The 16,976-nt window shown below is 72.4% G+C and carries 14 protein-coding genes and 1 pseudogene; 12 read left to right on the top strand and 3 right to left on the bottom strand.

The genetic code is table 11. From position 1 onward, the window contains the following. From AC51EU_RS16145 to AC51EU_RS16130, 4 genes and pseudogenes are all read left to right on the top strand, one after another. Positions 1 to 501 (top strand): annotated as a pseudogene (locus tag AC51EU_RS16145) (potassium-transporting ATPase subunit B); the annotation flags it as partial. Between the two features lie 5 nt (positions 502 to 506). After that, positions 507 to 1,169: a potassium-transporting ATPase subunit KdpC gene (gene kdpC / locus AC51EU_RS16140; RefSeq protein WP_496267627.1), complete on the top strand. Its 663-nt coding sequence runs from the start codon at positions 507 to 509 to the stop codon at positions 1,167 to 1,169. Positions 1,170 to 1,782: 613 nt separating this feature from the next. Further along, a complete protein-coding gene (locus AC51EU_RS16135) occupies positions 1,783 to 2,454 on the top strand; it encodes an ABC transporter ATP-binding protein (RefSeq protein WP_496267631.1) in 672 nt (223 codons plus the stop codon). A gap of 402 nt (positions 2,455 to 2,856) precedes the next feature. Further along, positions 2,857 to 3,702: a pentapeptide repeat-containing protein gene (locus AC51EU_RS16130; RefSeq protein WP_496267626.1), complete on the top strand. Its 846-nt coding sequence runs from the start codon at positions 2,857 to 2,859 to the stop codon at positions 3,700 to 3,702. Between the two features lie 128 nt (positions 3,703 to 3,830). Here AC51EU_RS16130 and AC51EU_RS16125 read toward each other — a convergent pair whose 3' ends face one another. After that, entirely contained in the window at positions 3,831 to 4,382 is a 552-nt protein-coding gene (locus AC51EU_RS16125) for a GNAT family N-acetyltransferase (protein ID WP_496267625.1), read from the bottom strand. A gap of 200 nt (positions 4,383 to 4,582) precedes the next feature. On the opposite strand from AC51EU_RS16125, the gene AC51EU_RS16120 reads away from it, so the two are divergent. The 4 genes from AC51EU_RS16120 to AC51EU_RS16105 all read left to right on the top strand — a co-directional run bounded on the left by AC51EU_RS16120 (position 4,583) and on the right by AC51EU_RS16105 (position 9,217). After that, positions 4,583 to 7,135: an ATP-binding protein gene (locus AC51EU_RS16120; protein WP_496267624.1), complete on the top strand. Its 2,553-nt coding sequence runs from the start codon at positions 4,583 to 4,585 to the stop codon at positions 7,133 to 7,135. Positions 7,136 to 7,202: 67 nt separating this feature from the next. Further along, positions 7,203 to 7,886 (top strand): response regulator, encoded by a 684-nt coding sequence (locus tag AC51EU_RS16115; RefSeq protein WP_496267623.1) that lies wholly within the window; start codon positions 7,203 to 7,205, stop codon positions 7,884 to 7,886. Positions 7,887 to 7,978: 92 nt separating this feature from the next. Then, positions 7,979 to 8,377, top strand: coding sequence for an OB-fold nucleic acid binding domain-containing protein (locus AC51EU_RS16110; RefSeq protein WP_496267622.1), 399 nt, complete (start codon positions 7,979 to 7,981; stop codon positions 8,375 to 8,377). 3 nt (positions 8,378 to 8,380) lie between these two features. Next, positions 8,381 to 9,217 carry a DUF3159 domain-containing protein gene (locus tag AC51EU_RS16105; RefSeq protein ID WP_496267621.1) on the top strand — a complete coding sequence of 279 codons (837 nt, stop codon included), beginning with the start codon at positions 8,381 to 8,383 and terminating at the stop codon, positions 9,215 to 9,217. Between the two features lie 72 nt (positions 9,218 to 9,289). Here AC51EU_RS16105 and AC51EU_RS16100 read toward each other — a convergent pair whose 3' ends face one another. Further along, the gene (locus AC51EU_RS16100) at positions 9,290 to 9,961 is read right to left on the bottom strand and encodes a potassium channel family protein (RefSeq protein WP_496267620.1); all 672 of its coding nucleotides are present in this window, start codon (positions 9,959 to 9,961) and stop codon (positions 9,290 to 9,292) included. Beyond that, a complete protein-coding gene (locus AC51EU_RS16095; protein ID WP_496267630.1) occupies positions 9,958 to 10,626 on the bottom strand; it encodes a potassium channel family protein in 669 nt (222 codons plus the stop codon). Before AC51EU_RS16095 ends, AC51EU_RS16100 begins: the two co-directional genes overlap by 4 nt. Positions 10,627 to 10,992: 366 nt before the next feature. Between AC51EU_RS16095 and AC51EU_RS16090 the strand changes: the two genes are divergently transcribed. The 4 genes from AC51EU_RS16090 to AC51EU_RS16075 form a co-directional block, all read left to right on the top strand. Then, positions 10,993 to 12,867: an NAD-binding protein gene (locus AC51EU_RS16090; RefSeq protein ID WP_496267629.1), complete on the top strand. Its 1,875-nt coding sequence runs from the start codon at positions 10,993 to 10,995 to the stop codon at positions 12,865 to 12,867. Between the two features lie 158 nt (positions 12,868 to 13,025). Further along, positions 13,026 to 14,132: a PucR family transcriptional regulator gene (locus AC51EU_RS16085; protein WP_496267628.1), complete on the top strand. Its 1,107-nt coding sequence runs from the start codon at positions 13,026 to 13,028 to the stop codon at positions 14,130 to 14,132. A gap of 216 nt (positions 14,133 to 14,348) precedes the next feature. Further along, the gene (locus AC51EU_RS16080; protein ID WP_496267619.1) at positions 14,349 to 14,933 is read left to right on the top strand and encodes a hypothetical protein; all 585 of its coding nucleotides are present in this window, start codon (positions 14,349 to 14,351) and stop codon (positions 14,931 to 14,933) included. 85 nt (positions 14,934 to 15,018) lie between these two features. Continuing rightward, positions 15,019 to 16,976: flotillin family protein (locus AC51EU_RS16075; RefSeq protein ID WP_496267618.1), on the top strand; the 1,958-nt coding region annotated here is incomplete at its 3' end.

Below are 16,976 nucleotides of genomic sequence, written 5' to 3'. Positions count from 1 at the left end.
GACGGGACGAACGACGCCCCGGCGCTGGCGCAGGCGGATGTCGGCGTGGCGATGAACACCGGGACCTCGGCCGCGAAGGAGGCCGGGAACATGGTGGACCTCGACTCCAACCCCACGAAGCTCATCGAGATCGTGGAGATCGGCAAGCAACTCCTGATCACCCGGGGCGCGCTGACCACGTTCTCCATCGCCAACGACGTCGCGAAGTACTTCGCGATCATTCCCGCGATGTTCGCCGTCGCCTACCCCGGCCTCGACACCCTCAACATCATGAGGCTGTCCAGCCCCCACTCCGCCATCCTGTCCGCGATCATCTTCAACGCGCTGATCATCGTCGCGCTGGTCCCCCTCGCCCTGAAGGGCGTGCGTTACCGGCCCGTCAGCGCCGACCGCCTGCTCCGCCGCAACTTGACCGTCTTCGGCCTCGGCGGCCTCATCGCCCCCTTCATCGGCATCAAACTCATCGACCTCCTCATCTCCCTGATCCCCGGAATCGGGTGACCGCCATGAACAACTCCCTCCGCAACGGCGCCCGGCTCCTCACCGCGGGACTGCGCGCCCTGCTCGTCCTCACCGTGGTCTGCGGCGTCCTCTACCCCCTCGCCGTCACCGGCGTCGCCCAAGCCGCCTTCCACGACAAGGCCAACGGGTCCGAGATCCGCGACCAGGGACGGCCCGTCGGCTCCGCCCTCCTCGGCCAGCGCTACGACAAGGGCCACGACGCCCACGGCAAGCCCGTCCCGGACCTGCGCTACTTCCAGCCCCGCCCCTCCGACGGGCTCGGCAGCAACCGCGACAACGGCGTCAACACCCGGTACGACCTCCAGGTCTCCGGCGCCACCAACCTGGGCGCCACCAACACCCGGCTCACCGACTCCGTGGAACAGCGCAAGAAGTGGGTCGCCACCACCTACGGCGTCCGCCCGTCGCAGGTCCCGCCGGACGCCGTGACCTCCTCCGGCTCCGGACTCGACCCCGACATCTCACCCGCCTACGCCCATCTCCAGGCCCCCCGGGTCGCCCGCGAGAACAGCCTCCCCACCCGCACCGTCGACCAACTGGTCACCGACCACACGACGGGACGCGTCCTGGGATTCATGGGCGAACCCCGGGTGAACGTCCTGGAGCTGAACGTCGCACTGCGGGAAGCGGTGCGCAGGCACCGGTGATGCTGTGCCGGAACTGCGGTGGCCCACGCCGGTAGGTGTGGGTCACCGCGGTGGTGTGCTGTCCGGGGGCTTTCGCGGCGGTGTGCTTCGCTGTGCCGGGGCGACGGGCTGCTGTCTTGGTGCGGCGAGGTGCACCGCCGGCCCGTTCGGTGCGGGTCGCCGGGAGTTATCCACAGGCGTTGCCGGGTCCGGCGCGCGCTCCGCATACTGACGCAACCGGCCGATGCCGTAAGGCGGAACGGGGCCGGAGCGACGAACTGCGGGCGCGAAGGGGGCGACGGGGTTGCGGCAACCGTCCGACGGAACGGCGGTAGCGGCGGCGGGAGGACGGGGCCTCGGGCGCCGGCAGGGCGTGGTGCCGCACGAGGTCCGGCTGCACGTCTTGTGGGGGATCGCGTGAGGCGTCGCCGGAAACGGTGATGACGGGAACGAAGGGGGAACCGACATGACGGACGCGGACGGCGGGAGCAGGCGGGCGGGGAGTGGCAACGGCCGGCCTGCGGGCGCGCAACTGGGCGGAGCAGGGGAGACGACGGAGACGGCCGACGGTACCCCGGCCGGCACTGCCGCGAGAGCAGGGACGGCTACGGTGCCCGGACCGACGGACGGGCCGATGGTCGTCGTCGAGGACCTGCACCGCAGTTACGGAACCGGGGCGCACGCCGTGCACGCCCTGCGCGGGGTGTCGTGCACCGTCCCCCGTGGCGAACTGGTCGCCCTGCGCGGCAGATCCGGCTCCGGAAAAACCACCCTGCTCAACCTCGTCGGCGGCCTGGACACCCCCGACTCCGGCCGGATCACCGTCGACGGCACGGCCTTGGCGGAACTGGACGAGAACGACCTGCTGGCCATGCGCCGTGACCGCATCGGCTTCGTGTTCCAGACCTTCGGCCTCATACCGATCCTCAGCGCCGCCGAGAACGTCGGCATACCCCTGCGCCTCAACAACGTCCCACCGAGGGAACGGGAGGAACGTGTCGCACTGCTGCTGTCCCTCGTCGGCCTCGCCGACCATGCCGAGCAGCGCCCCGGCGAACTCTCCGGCGGCCAGCAGCAGCGCGTCGCCGTCGCCCGCGCCCTCGCCAACCGCCCGGCACTGCTCATCGCGGACGAGCCAACAGGCCAACTGGACACCGATACGGGCCTGGAGGTGATGGAACTCCTGCGCGCGGTCGTCCGCAGCGAGGGCGTCACAGCCCTGGTCGCAACCCACGACGCCAACCTCCTCGGCCTCGCCGACCGCGTCCTGGCCCTGAACGACGGGGTGATCACGGAGGAGGGGTGAGGTGAGTGGTGGACGGAGGGTGCCAGCAGGGAGGGGCGGGTGTGGTGGGGTGCGGTGCGATGGGGAGGAGCACGGTGTGGAGAGGGAGCGGGAGCGGCCGTGGTGCGGTGAGTGAGCGAGTCGTGGGGGATCCGAGCGTGTAGCACTGCGGGAGAAGTGTGAGGAGGGGCGGGTAGGGCTGGCGCGCGGAGTGGTCGGCGTGGAGTGGCGCGGTGCGGGGGCGACGGGCGATGGGGGGACTGCGGGGCGCAGTGATGGCTCTGTGTGAGGAGGCGGTGGGGCGTGGGGCGGGAGGGGTGGGGTGGGGGAGGGGGAGGCCCCCCGGGGGGAGAGCAAAGGGACAATGAACCCCGACCAGGACACGGCACTCAGCCGCGTCCCCTGTGGCAGGAGTACGAGCACGTGTCCCAGAGACAGGGAGTCCCCACCCCCGGCGAAGCGCCCTCCGGCGGCGGCCACGCGCTGCGCGCGGACTGTGCCAACTGTTTCGCGCTGTGCTGTGTCGCGCTTCCCTTCGCGGCATCGGCTGACTTCGCGGTCGGCAAGGACGCCGGGCGTCCGTGCACCAACCTTCGTACGGACTTCCGTTGCGGTATCCACACCGAGCTCCGCGAGCGGGGCTTCGCCGGCTGCACCGTCTTCGACTGCTTCGGCGCCGGGCAGAAGGTCTCGCAGAAGACGTTCGGCGGGCGGGACTGGCGGCAGGACCCGCGCACCGCGCGCCGGATGTTCGAGGTGTTCCCCGTGATGCGGCAACTCCACGAACTTCTCTGGTACTTGACCGAGGCCCTGGCGCTGCCCCGGGCCCGCAGTTTGCGCGAGGAGCTGCGCCGCGCACTCGACGCCACCGACCGTCTCACCCAGGGCAGCGCCGCGGAGTTGGCCGCGACGGATGTGGCGGCGGTACGCGGGGACGTCAATGCGTTGCTGTTGCGTGTCAGCGAGATGGTGCGGGCCGGTGTACCGGGCCGCAAGAAGAATCACCGCGGCGCTGACCTCATCGGGGCCAGGCTTCGCGGCGCCGATCTACGAGGCGCCAACCTGCGCGGCGCCTACCTGATCGCGGCTGACCTCACTGGGGCCGACCTTCGGACCGCCGACCTGATCGGCGCGGACCTCCGCGACGCACGGCTGAGCGGCGCCGACCTCACCGGAAGCCTCTTCCTCACCCAGGCCCAGGTCGACGCGGCCAAAGGGGACACCGCGACCAGGCTGCCGTCGTCCCTCAGCCACCCCGCCCACTGGTAATACGACGCGGCGCCCGGCACCCGCACCACGTCGACACACGCCCCCGGAGACGCGCCGACCCACGCCGAACACCGCGCCCGATACATGACCGGCGCCCCCCCACCATCAGGCGCCCACCGCTCCGCCCCTCACCACACGTCCCCCTCCCGCCAGTCGCACACCAGCGTCCCGTCCAGATCGAGCGGCGCGGCGCCGGGCAGTACGTACAGGGAACCGTCCTCCTCCGGGGTGCGGCGGATGCCGTCCGGAGTGAGGGCCGAGGAGGGGCCGCGCCACAGGTGCCAGCCGCGGGAGGCGTAGAAGGCGCCGGCCTCGTCGGCGGCGCAGAGGGCGCCCAGGTCGTAGGCGTCGCGCACCACGCGTTCGAGTGCCGCCATCAGGGCCGCGCCGTGGCCGCGCCGGCGCCGGTCCGCGCGGACGGCCACGCCTTCGACGTAGCCGCAGCGCAGTGCCCGGCCGCCGTGCAGCAGCCGGCGCTGGACGACGGACGCGTGCCCGATGAGGGTTCCGTTCTCGTGGAGGAGGGCGTGGAGCCCGCCCTGAGCGTGTTCCCAGTCCTCGGGGCTCAGCCCGTCGAAGGCTTCGTCAAGGAGGGTGCGGGCGGCGTCGCGGGCGGCCGGGGGCAGGTCGGCGGTGTGACAGACGGTGAGGTCGGGGCCGGAGTGGTGTGGGTCGGTCATGGGGCCATGCTGGCAGCCGGGGCGTACGAGGTGCGAGGAATTTCGGGTGTCACCCGGACGGGTGGACCCCTTGGTCCATCAGGGTCTCGTCAAGACCTGCCGTGAACTCCCCGACCGTCCCTTTTGTCAGGGTGCGTGGTCGGTACTGTCGGGTCAGGCCCAGCCCGGTGGGGGCGGCCTTCACGTAAGACAATGGGGCCATGGCACGCGGCAAGCTACGGATATACCTCGGCGCGGCACCGGGCGTCGGTAAGACGTACGCGATGCTGTCGGAGGCGCACCGGCGTGCGGAGCGTGGCACGGACGTGGTCGTGGGGTTCGTGGAGCACCACGGCAGGCCGCGGACCGAGGTCATGCTGCACGGCCTGGAGCAGCTGCCCCGTCGTGAGCTGGACTACCGCGACGCGGTCTTCACCGAGATGGACGTGGACGCGGTGCTGGCGCGCCGTCCGGCCGTGGCGCTCGTCGACGAACTGGCGCACACCAATGTCCCCGGTTCGCGCAACGCCAAGCGGTGGCAGGACATTGAGGAGCTGCTGGAGGCGGGGATCGATGTGATCTCGACCGTCAACATCCAGCATCTGGAGTCACTCGGTGATGTCGTGGAGTCGATAACCGGCGTACGGCAGCGGGAGACCGTGCCGGACGAGGTGGTGCGGCGGGCCGGTCAGATCGAGCTTGTCGACATGTCGCCACAGGCACTCCGCCGCCGCATGGCGCACGGGAACATCTACCAACCCGACAAGGTGGACGCCGCGCTCTCCAACTACTTCCGGCCGGGCAATCTGACGGCGCTGCGCGAGTTGGCGCTGCTGTGGGTCGCCGACCGTGTCGACGAATACCTTCAGCAATATCGCGCCGAGCACTCCATCCGCTCCACCTGGCAGGCGCGTGAGCGCATTGTCGTCGGTCTGACGGGCGGGCCCGAGGGGCGGACGCTCATCCGGCGTGCCGCCCGGATGGCGGCCAAGGGCTCGGGCAGTGAGGTGCTGGCCGTGTACATAGCCCGCAGCGACGGGCTGACGTCCGCCTCCCCCAAGGAGCTCGCCGTCCAGCGCACCCTGGTCGAGGATCTTGGCGGGACGTTTCACCACGTCATCGGCGACGACATCCCGGCCGCCCTGCTGGAGTTCGCCCGCGGGGTGAACGCCACCCAGATCGTCCTGGGCTCCAGCCGCCGCAAGACCTGGCAGTACGTCTTCGGGCCCGGCGTCGGCGTTACCGTCGCCCGTGACTCCGGTCCCGACCTCGACGTCCACATCGTCACGCACGACGAGGTGGCCAAGGGGCGCGGGCTGCCGGTGGCCCGTGGCGCGCGGCTGGGCCGGGCGCGGATCATCGCCGGCTGGCTGGTCGGCGTGGCCGCCCCCGCCCTGCTGTCGCTGCTGCTCACCAGCGTGGAGGACGGACCGGGGCTCGCCAACGATGTCCTGCTCTTCCTCTTCCTGACCGTGGTGGCCGCGCTGCTGGGCGGCCAGTTGCCGGCGCTGGCGTCGGCGGCGGTCGGTTCGCTGCTGCTGAACTTCTACTTCACCCCGCCCACCCACACCCTGACGGTCAGCGATCCGCAGAACATCTTCGCCATAGTGATCTTCTTCTCGGTGGCGGTCTCGGTGGCCTCTGTCGTCGATCTCGCGGCCCGCCGCACCCACCAGGCCGCCCGGCTGCGCGCCGAGTCGGAGATCCTCTCGTTCCTCGCGGGCAGCGTGCTGCGCGGGGAGACGAGCCTGGACGCGCTGCTGGAGCGGGTGCGCGAGACGTTCGCGATGGACACCGTCGCGCTGCTGGAGCGGCGCAGCGACGTCGATCCGTGGACCTGCGCGGGCCGTGCGGGCGGTGACGACGGCGCGCCCCTGCTGCGTCCCGAGGACGCGGACGTGGACATGCCGGTCAGCGACCACATGGCGCTGGCGCTGCGGGGGCGGGTGCTGCCGGCCGAGGACCGCCGGGTGCTGGCCGCGTTCGCCGCGCAGGCCGCCGTCGTCCTGGATCGCCAGCGGCTGATGGGGGAGGCCGCGCAGGCCCGGGAGCTGGCCGAGGGCAACCGGATCAGGACGGCGCTGCTCGCGGCGGTCAGCCACGACCTGCGGACGCCGCTGGCGGGCATCAAGGCGTCCGTCACCTCCCTGCGCTCGGACGACGTCGCCTGGTCCGAGGAGGACGAGGCCGAGCTGCTGGCCGGTATCGAGGCGGGCGCGGACCGGCTGGACCACCTGGTCGGCAATCTGCTGGACATGTCCCGGTTGCAGACCGGGACGGTCACCCCGCTGATAAGGGAGACCGACCTCGACGAGGTGGTGCCGATGGCGTTGGGCGGGGTGCCGGAGGGCAGTGTGCTGCTGGACATTCCCGAGGCGCTGCCGATCGTCGCGGTCGATCCCGGGCTGCTGGAGCGCGCGGTCGCCAATCTCGTCGAGAACGCGGTGAAGTACAGCCCGGACGGCGAGGGGGTGCTGGTGGCTGCGAGCGCGCTCGGCGACCGCGTGGAGCTGCGGATCGTCGACCGCGGGCCCGGGGTGCCGGACGATGCGAAGGACCGGATCTTCGAGCCGTTCCAGCGCTACGGGGACGCGCCGCGCGGCGCGGGGGTGGGCCTCGGGCTGGCCGTGGCCCGTGGTTTCGCGGAGGCGATGGGCGGCACGCTCGCCGCGGAGGACACCCCGGGCGGCGGGATGACGATGGTGCTCACGCTGCGCGCCGCGGCCGGGCGGCCGCCGGCCCGGCCCGGTCTGCCGGCCCAGGCGACCTCATGAGCGCCGCACCGAGACCCCGTCGGGCGGGCCCCGTCCGCCGGACACCGACACCACGAGGAGAACGCCAGTGAACCGGGTGCTTGTGGTCGATGACGAGCCGCAGATCGTCCGCGCCCTCGTGATCAACCTGAAGGCGCGCAAGTACGAGGTCGACGCCGCACCCGACGGTGCCACCGCCCTCCGGCTCGCCGCCGCCCGCCACCCCGACGTCGTCGTCCTGGACCTGGGCCTGCCCGACATGGACGGCGTGGACGTGATCAAGGGACTGCGGGGCTGGACGCGGGTGCCGATCCTGGTGCTGTCCGCCCGGCAGACGTCCGACGAGAAGGTCGAGGCGCTGGACGCGGGCGCGGACGACTACGTCACCAAGCCGTTCGGCATGGACGAGCTGCTGGCGCGGTTGCGGGCGGCGGTGCGGCGCGCGGAGCCGACCGGTCCGGCCGAGGCGCCGGTGGTCGTGGAGACCGACGGGTTCACCGTCGACCTGGCCGCGAAGAAGGTCAACCGCGACGGCCGTGACATCCGGCTGACGCCCACGGAGTGGCATCTGCTGGAGGTGCTGGTGCGCAACGCGGGCCGGCTGGTGAGCCAGAAGCAGCTGCTCCAGGAGGTGTGGGGGCCGTCGTACGGCAAGGAGACCAACTATCTGCGGGTCTACATGGCCCAGCTGCGCCGCAAGCTGGAGGGCGACCCCTCGCACCCGCGCCACTTCATCACCGAGCCGGGCATGGGCTACCGCTTCGAGAAGTGACGGCGGGCGGGCGGCCGGGGCCCGTCCGGGCCGCTTCCGGGCGGCCGTGCACGGGCCGTGATCAGGGCCGCGTGCACCGGTACGCTGGACGCATGAGTGCTGGTACGCGATCCGAGAAGCCGGCCGGCCGCTTCCGCCGGCTGCTCGACAGGCTGTCGTCCTCCGAGGAGGAGCTGCAGACCGCCGAGCTGCGCGAGGACACGGAGGCGACGGGCTGCACCCGGATATGCGACTGTGACGACCGCCAGATCGTGAAGGTCACCGGCACCCTGCGGCATGTGACGCTGCGGCCGCGTGCCGGGGTGCCCGCGCTGGAGGCGGAGCTGTTCGACGGTTCCGCCGCCCTCGACGTGGTGTGGCTGGGCCGCCGCTCCATCGTGGGCATCGAGCCGGGCCGCAAGCTCATCGCCTCGGGCCGGATCTCGATGAGCCACGGGCGCCGGGTGCTCTTCAATCCGAAGTACGAACTCCGACCGCTCGGACAGGAGTAGCCGGTGACGTCTTACGACCGACCGACCACCGACCCTTCCCCGCACGCCCCGCCGCCCGCAGCCCCGGACGGTGACGGGCCCGGCCCCTCGGGGGACACCGACAGCAAGGCCGTGACGGAGGCGGCGCTGTTCGAGGCGTTCGGCGGGGTCCGCGGCATGGTGGAGACGGTGCTGCCGGGTCTGCTGTTCGTCGCGATCTTCACGGTGAACAAGGACCTGCACGTCTCGGCGATCGCCGCGCTCGCGGTGTCCCTGGTGCTCGCCGCCGTCCGCCTGGTCCGCAAGGACACCGTCAAGCACGCCTTCGGCGGCGTCTTCGGTGTCGCGTTCGGCGTCGTCTTCGCGATGATGACCGGCAACGCCAAGGACTTCTACCTGCCGGGCATGCTCTACACCCTCGGGCTGGCGCTTGCGTACATCGTCACGACGCTGGCTGGGGTGCCGCTGATCGGCCTGATCCTGGGCCCGGTGTTCAAGGAGAACCTCTCCTGGCGCACCCGCAACCCCGGCCGGCGGACGGCGTACGCCAAGGCCAGCTGGGCGTGGGGGCTGATCCTCCTCGCCAAGTGCGCGATCCTCTTCCCGCTGTACTGGTGGGCGGACACCACCCACCTCGGCTGGGTGCTGATCGCGCTGAAGATCCCGCCGTTCCTGCTGGCCGTCTACCTGACCTGGGTGTTCCTGGCGAAGGCGCCGCCACCCATCGACGTGTTCGCGGAGATGGAGGCGCGGGAACGGGCGGAGCAGGAGGCCGAGAGGGCGCGGGAGCGCGAGCGGGAGGCGTCCGGTGCGGGCGCCTCGGTCCGGCCGCCCGCGGAGGGCGGACGCCACCGCCGCTGACACCGTACGGACGAGGGCCCGGGAACCACACGGTTCCCGGGCCCTCACCGTTTTCCCGTACCTATGACGGGGTCACTGCTCCTCGCGGCGCACCGACAGCAGGTCCTCCAGCTGTTCCTCGCGCGACTGGGCCGCCACGAACAGCAGCTCGTCGCCGGCCTCCAGCGCGTCCTCCTTGTTGGGCGTCAGCACCCGGGTGCCGCGGATGATGGTGACCAGCGAGGTGTCCTCGGGCCAGGCGACGTCCCCCACGCGGGTGCCCGCCAGCGCGGCCTCCGGCGGAAGCGTCAGCTCGACGAGATTGGCGTCGCCGTGGCTGAAGCGCAGCAGCCGGACCAGGTCGCCGACGCTCACCGCCTCCTCGACCAGCGCGGACATCAGCCGCGGGGTGGACACCGCGACATCGACGCCCCACGCCTCGTTGAACAGCCACTCGTTCTTGGGGTTGTTGACGCGGGCGACGACCCGCGGCACGCCGTACTCCGTCTTGGCGAGCAGCGACACGACGAGGTTGACCTTGTCGTCGCCGGTCGCCGCGATGACGACGTTGCAGCGCTGGAGGGCTGCCTCGTCCAGCGAGGTGATCTCGCAGGCGTCGGCCAGCAGCCACTCGGCGAGCGGCACCCGCTCGACGGAGATGGCGGTGGGCGCCTTGTCGATGAGCAGGATCTCGTGCCCGTTCTCCAGCAGTTCGCCCGCGATGGAACGGCCCACCGCGCCTGCTCCGGCAATCGCGACCCTCATGCGCCGGCCTCCTCGGGACCTTCGGCGAACGCGGCCTCGACCGCTTCGACGTCGTCGGTGCGCATCATCACGTGCACCAGGTCGCCCTCCTGGAGCACCGTCTGCGAGGTCGGCAGCATCGCCTCACCCAATCGGGTGAGGAAGGCGACGCGGACGCCCGTCTCCTCCTGCAGCTTGCTGATCTTGTGGCCGACCCAGGCCGGGGAGGTGTGCACCTCGGCGAGCTGGACGCCGCCGCTGGGGTCGCGCCACAGCGGTTCGGCGCCCGACGGCAGCAGCCGGCGCAGCATCTGGTCGGCGGTCCAGCGGACCGTGGCGACGGTGGGGATGCCCAGCCGCTGGTAGACCTCGGCGCGCCGGGGGTCGTAGATGCGGGCCGCGACGTTCTCCACGCCGAACATCTCGCGGGCGACCCGGGCGGCGATGATGTTGGAGTTGTCGCCGCTGGAGACGGCGGCGAAGGCGCCCGCCTCCTCGATGCCGGCCTCGCGCAGGGTGTCCTGGTCGAAGCCGACGCCGGTGACCCGGCGCCCGCCGAAGGAGGAGCCCAGGCGGCGGAACGCGGTCGGGTCCTGGTCGACCACGGCGATGGTGTGCCCCTGGCTCTCCAGGGTCTGCGCGAGCGCGGAGCCGACGCGCCCGCACCCCATGATGACGATGTGCACCTGCACCTACCCCGCAGTCCTGGTCATCCCGCCGACCTGCACGAACACCCTGCTCACTCTTCTTTCTCCGCCTGCCGGGCAACAACGAGGCGAACCGCGTACGGCGGTGCCTGGGAACGAGCTTAAGCCGCCCGGCCCGCGCTGCCCGCATCCGAGGGTGCCAAGCTCCGTGCCGGACCGCGCCGTGCCCGCGTGGTGACGGTGAGCGAGCGTTCCGGAGGGGGCCGAGGGGCCTGCGGGGGGAAGGGACTGCGCGCGGCTCCCGGAGTGCCGCGAACCGGGTGCGGCGGCGGCCGGTGATACGGCACGCTACGACGCGTGTCCAACCTGCCACATCAGTCCCAACAGGAGCCATCCGCCCCGCACATGGTGGTCTGCGGCGACGACGCCCTCGCCCACCGGATCGCCGTCGAACTCCGCGACGTCTACGGCGAACGGGTCCTCCTCGTCCTGCCCTCCGCCCGGGAACCGGACCGGCCCCGCATCCCCGCACCCCGCGGACTGGGCCGGGCCACCGCCCTGTGGGAACGCGTCTCGGCCGCCGTCGTCCGCTCCCCTTCCGTACCCGACGGGCCGCCCGGCGACGGCGGCCCCCTGCGGGTCCTGGAGGCGCCCCGGCCCGACGACGAGGCGCTGACCGCCGCGCGGATCGGCGAGGCCGCCGCGCTGGCGCTGGTCCATGACGACGACGAGACCAACATCCACGCGGCGCTGCGCGCCCGCCGCCTCAACCCCCGTATCCGCCTGGTCATCCGCCTCTACAACCGCAAGCTCGGCCTCCAACTGGCGGAGCTGCTGGACCAGGCCGCGGCCGTCACCGCCCGGGAGAGCGGCGGCACGGTCGCGGACGCCTCAACGACGGTGCTGTCCGACGCCGACACCGTGGCACCCGCCCTCGCGGCCACCGCCGTCTCCGGGACCAGCAAGGTCGTGGAGGCCGACGGACTGCTGCTGCGCGCCGTCGAACGCGCACCCGACCACGCGGACCGGCCCTCCCTGGGCACCCTGGCACTGCTCTCCCCGCCGTCCGACGCCCCCGACGCGCCCTCCGGGGGTGACGAGGGGCCGGTGCTGCTGCCCGACGACACGGCGGTCGCGGCGGCCGCCGGACGCAGCACCCTCGTCCTGGAGACCGTCTCCTACCGGGGACGGCCGGTCCCCGGCAAGGTGCTGCGCGGCCGCGGCGCCCCGCTCGGCTCGCTGTTCTCCCGCCGGCTGCGCTGGTCGCTCGCCGGTTTCGTCGGCGCCGTGCTGGCGCTCGCCGTCGCGTCCTGGCTCGTCGCGGGCGGCTCCCCGCTGCACGCCGCGTACATCACCCTGCTCGACCTGTTCGCCATCGACGACCCGGCGCTGGACGAACCCCTCTCCCGCAAGGTGCTGCAACTTCTCTCCGGACTGACGGGGCTGCTGATGCTGCCGGTGCTGCTCGCCGCCGTCCTGGAGGCGCTGGGCACCTTCCGCAGTGCCTCGGCGCTGCGGCGTCCGCCGCGCGGACTGTCCGGACACGTGGTGCTGCTGGGACTGGGCAAGGTCGGCACCCGGGTACTGGCCCGGCTGCACGAGATGCGCATCCCCGTGGTGTGCGTGGAGGCCGACCCCGAGGCCCGCGGCATCGCACTGGCCCGCCGGCTGCGCGTACCCACCGTATTGGGTGACGTCACCGACGAGGACGTACTGGAGGCCGCGAAGATCCGGCGGGCCCGTACGCTGCTCGCGTTGACGAGTGCGGACAGCACCAACCTGGAGGCCGCGCTGTGCGCGCGGGCGCTCACGCCCCGGCTGCGGGTGACGCTGCGGCTGTACGACGACCGGTTCGCCACCGCTGTCTACCGCACCCTGCGCGCCGCGCACCCCCGCGCCCTGACCCGCAGCCGCAGCGTCAGCTTCCTGGCCGCGCCCGCCTTCGCCGGGGCGATGATCGGCCGTCAGATCCTCGGCGCCGTACCCGTGGAGCGGCGGGTGCTGCTGGTCGCCCGCCTGGAGGCGCGCGGCCACCCGGAGCTGGCGGGCCGCCCGGTCGGCGAGGTGACGCGGCCCGGCCGGTGGCGGGTGCTGGCCGTGGACACCTCGGCACCCGGTGGCGAAGGGCCCGTGGAGCACGGCCCGGCACGCCTGGTGCAGGACCTCGGTGACGGCTACGTCCTGCGCCCCGAGGACCGGGTGCTGCTGGTCGCCACCCGGGAGGGAGTGGGCGAACTGCTGGGCCGGCGTCCGCAGACTGCCGGGATCCGGCAAGATTGAGGGGTTCCCGGTGTCCGGGTTCCGGCAATCAGCGTGCGAGGAGTGGATGACGTGAGGGGTCTGCACGGGGGAGCGCGGCATGCCGTGCTCCGGCGAAAGGCGCGGGCGGCGGTGTGCGGGGACACCCGGTGAGCCGGCGCACCGCACCCGAGGCCGACGTGTCGCCGCCCGGCATAGCCGACGACTTCCTGGACGGCTACGGCACCCTGCTCCGCGAGGTCTCGGACACCGGCAGACGCATCAGCCGCCCGGAACTCGACGCCCTGCGCGCCCTGGGGGAGCGGGCCGCCGAGTCCGGGCACGGCCTGCGCGACCTCGTCGACCTCTATCTCGACGAGACCCGCAGGCTGTGGGGCACACTGCCCGGCGTGGCGCGGGCCGCCGGCGCCGTCGAGCGGGCCAGGACGGGCGACGCGCTGCTCGCCGCCGTCGGCGCGGCGATCTCCGCGCTCGGCGAGGGCCATGAGCGTGCCCAGCGGCTGGCGGTGCGCCAGGAGGAGGCCGCCCGCCGCGAGTTCATCGACGACCTGCTCTACGGGCGCAGCGACCTGGGGCGGCTCGCCGAACGCGCCGAACGCTTCGGGCTGCGGCTCGCCGAGGAGCACGCGGTGGCCGTCGCCGTCGGGGACGAACCGTTCGACGACGTGCACCCCCTCGCCCGGCGCGTCGAGCGCGAGATGGTGGGCCGCTTCGGCGACCGCGATGTGCTGATCGCCACCAAGGACGGCCGGCTGATCTGCGTCGGCGCCAGCGGCGAACGGGCCGTACTGGACGCCTTCGCCGCCCGCGCCCGCACCGGCGGGCCGGGCCACGGCGGCGCCCGGAAGGTGGCCATCGGCCGGCCGCACTCCGGCGCGGGCGGCGTGGTGCGCTCCTACGAGGAGGCGCTGGGCGCCCTGGACCTCGCCGGGCACCTGGAGCTGACCGACCCGGTGCTGCGCGCCTCGGACCTCCTGGTCTTCCCCGTCCTGCTGCGCGACCGGGCCGCCATGGCCGACCTCGTACGGACGGTGCTGGGGCCGCTGACCGAGGCGCGGGGCGGCGCCGGGCCGCTGCTGGAGACACTGTCGGCGTGCGCGGCGGCCGGTTACGTCAACGCGGAGGCGGCCCGCCGGCTCAACGTCAGCGTCCGCACCCTGACCTACCGGCTGGACCGCATCAAGTTCCTCACCGGCTACGACCCGGCCGACGGGCTGCAACGCTTCACCCTGGAGACCGCGGCGATGGGCGCCCGGGTGATGGGCTGGCCGGACACGCCGCTCTAAGGGGCCGTCCCCGCACCCGCTCACCCCCGTTCCCCGGCCCGCCGAAGGCCGCGGAACGGGGCCCCGTAGGGCGCTTCGAGGTCCTCGTACGGCGATAGCAGGTCATCAGGAACGCATAAAGATTGCCGGGATCTGGCAATGTGCCGGCCCCGGATGTGCTGCCACGATGTCCCCGTCGGCAGGCGCCGGCGTCGGTACGGCAACGGGGGCACGGTCATGGGCGATTTCCTGCACGCCGCACTCGCATTTCCCGCGGTGTTGTTCAGCTTCGCGCTGCTGGTCGTCGTCCTGTACTGGCTGCTGGTGCTGATCGGCGGTGCCGGTGTGCACATCCTCGACGGGGGTGAGGATGGCCACGCCGGTGCCGCCGGTCTGCCGCTGACGGTCACACTGTCGCTGGGCGTTGTGATCGCCTGGCTCGTGACCCTCGCCGGGGCCGCGCTGACCGAGGAACCATCGCTGCGGGCCGCCGCACTGGTCCTCGCGCTGGCCGCCGCCTGGGGCGGCACCCGCGCCGCCGGCCGACTGGCCCGCCGCGTACTGCCCCCTGAACGGGTCGCCTCCCGCGACGACTTCGTCGGACGCGTCTGCGTCATCCGCACCGGCACCGTCACCGTCGACTTCGGCCAGGCCGAGGTGCACGCCGAGGACGGGTCCGCCGCGATCGTGCAGGTGCGCAGCGACGAGACCGGACTGCGCGCGGGCAGCAGCGCCCTCATCTTCGACCACGACGCCGACGGCGAGTTCTTCCGGGTCATGCCCTACGACGGGGTCCTCGACCCGCACCGGCCCGCCGCCTGAGCCGGCCGCCCCGCGCGCACCGACACCGCGCCCAGGGCCAGCTCGACACGTCGTCATATCCCCCTATCGACAAAGGGATTCACCGATGGATGCCATCAGCGTAGGAATCGGCGTGACCATCGCCGTCGTCGTGCTCGTCGTCCTGGTGGCGGTACTCGCCGTCACCCGGCTCTACCGCAAGGTCCACCAGGGCCAGGCACTGATCGTCTCCAAGTACCGCAAGGTCGACGTCACCTTCACCGGCGCCGTGGTCCTCCCCGTGCTGCACAAGGCCGAGGTCATGGACATCTCGGTGAAGACCATCGAGATCGGCCGCACCGGCAACGAGGGCCTGATCTGCAAGGACAACATCCGCGCCGACATCCGTATCGCCTTCTTCGTCCGCGTCAACAAGACACGTGAGGACGTCGTCAAGGTCGCCCAGGCGATCGGCACCGAACGCGCCAGCCACGACGCGACCCTCCAGGCGCTGTTCAACGCGAAGTTCAGCGAGGCGCTCAAGACCGTCGGCAAGCAGCTCGACTTCCAGGACCTCTACACCAAGCGCGACGAGTTCCGCGACCGCATCATCGCGGTCATCGGCACCGACCTCAACGGCTACAGCCTGGAGGACGCGGCCATCGACTACCTGGAGCAGACCCCGCTGGCGCAGCTGGACGGCGACAACATCCTCGACGCCCAGGGCATCCGCAAGATCACCGAACTGACCGCGATCGAGCACGTCCGCACCAACGAGTACCAGCGCAACGAGGAGAAGGAGATCACCCGCCAGAACGTCGAGGCCCGCGAGGCCGTCCTCGAACTCCAGCGACGCCAGGCCGACGCGGAGATCAAGCAGAAGCGGGAGATCGAGATCGTCCGGGCCCGCGAGGAGGCCGAGACCGCCCGCGTCCAGGCCGAGGAGCGGCTGCGCTCGCACGCCGCGCACCTCAAGACCGAGGAGGCGCTCGGCGTCCAGAACGAGAACCGCGAACGCGAGATCGCGGTGGCCGCGAAGAACCGCGAGCGGGTCCTCGCCATCGAGACCGAACGCATCGAGAAGGACCGGCTGCTGGAGGTCATCGCCCGCGAACGGGAGACGGAGCTGACGCGGATCGCCGCCGACAAGGAGGTCGAGGCGGAGAAGCGGGAGATCGCCGACGTCGTCCGCGAGCGCATCGCCGTCGAGAAGACCGTCGCCGCCCAGGAGGAGGAGATCAAGAAGCTGCGCACCGTCGAGGAGGCCGAGCGGGAGCGCCGCGCCATGGTCATCCGCGCCGAGGCGGAGGCCCAGCAGCGGCTCGTCAAGGACATCAAGGCCGCCGAGGCCGCCGAACAGGCCGCCGCCCACCGGGCGGCCGAGGAGATGACCCTCGCCGAGACCCGCCACAAGACCGCCGAACTCGACGCCCAGGCCAAGGTGCGCCTCGCCGAGGGCATCAAGGCCGAGGCCGCGGCCGCCGGCCTTGCCGAGGCGGAGGTCCGCGAGCGCGGCGCCCGGGCCACCGAGGCCGCCGGGCGCGCCGAGGCCGAGGCCGTCGGGGCACGGCTGCGCGCCGAGGCGGAGGGCGCCCGCGCCAGGGCCCTGGCCGAGGCCGAGGGCACCAGGGAGCAGGCCCTCGCCGACGCCGTCGCCATCGGCGAGAAGCTCAAGGCCGAGGCCGCCGGACTGACCGAGAAGGCCGCCGCGATGGCCGCCCTCGACGCGGCGAGCCGGGAGCACGAGGAGTACCGGCTGCGGCTGGCCAACGAGAAGGAGATACGGCTCGCCGGGATCGACGCGCAGCGGCAGGTCGCCGAGGCGCAGGCCACCGTCCTCGCCACCGGTCTGGAGAACGCCCGCATCGACATCGTCGGCGGGGAGAACGTCCTGCTCGACAAGATCGCCGGCGCCGTCGGCACCGCCCGCGGCCTGGACGCGCTCGTCGACCGCTCCGAGACGGTCCGCACCGTCGCCGGGCCCTGGCTCGACAAGGAGAACTCCACGTTCACCGCGGACCTCGCCACCGCGCTCGGCGGCCTCGGCGCCGCCGGACTGCGGGACCTGACCCTGGCCGGCGCCCT

The organism is Candidatus Streptomyces philanthi, from assembly GCF_059553635.1.
The sequence above is the reverse complement of the archived record's forward strand: the minus strand, read 5'-3'. Positions and strand labels throughout refer to the sequence as shown.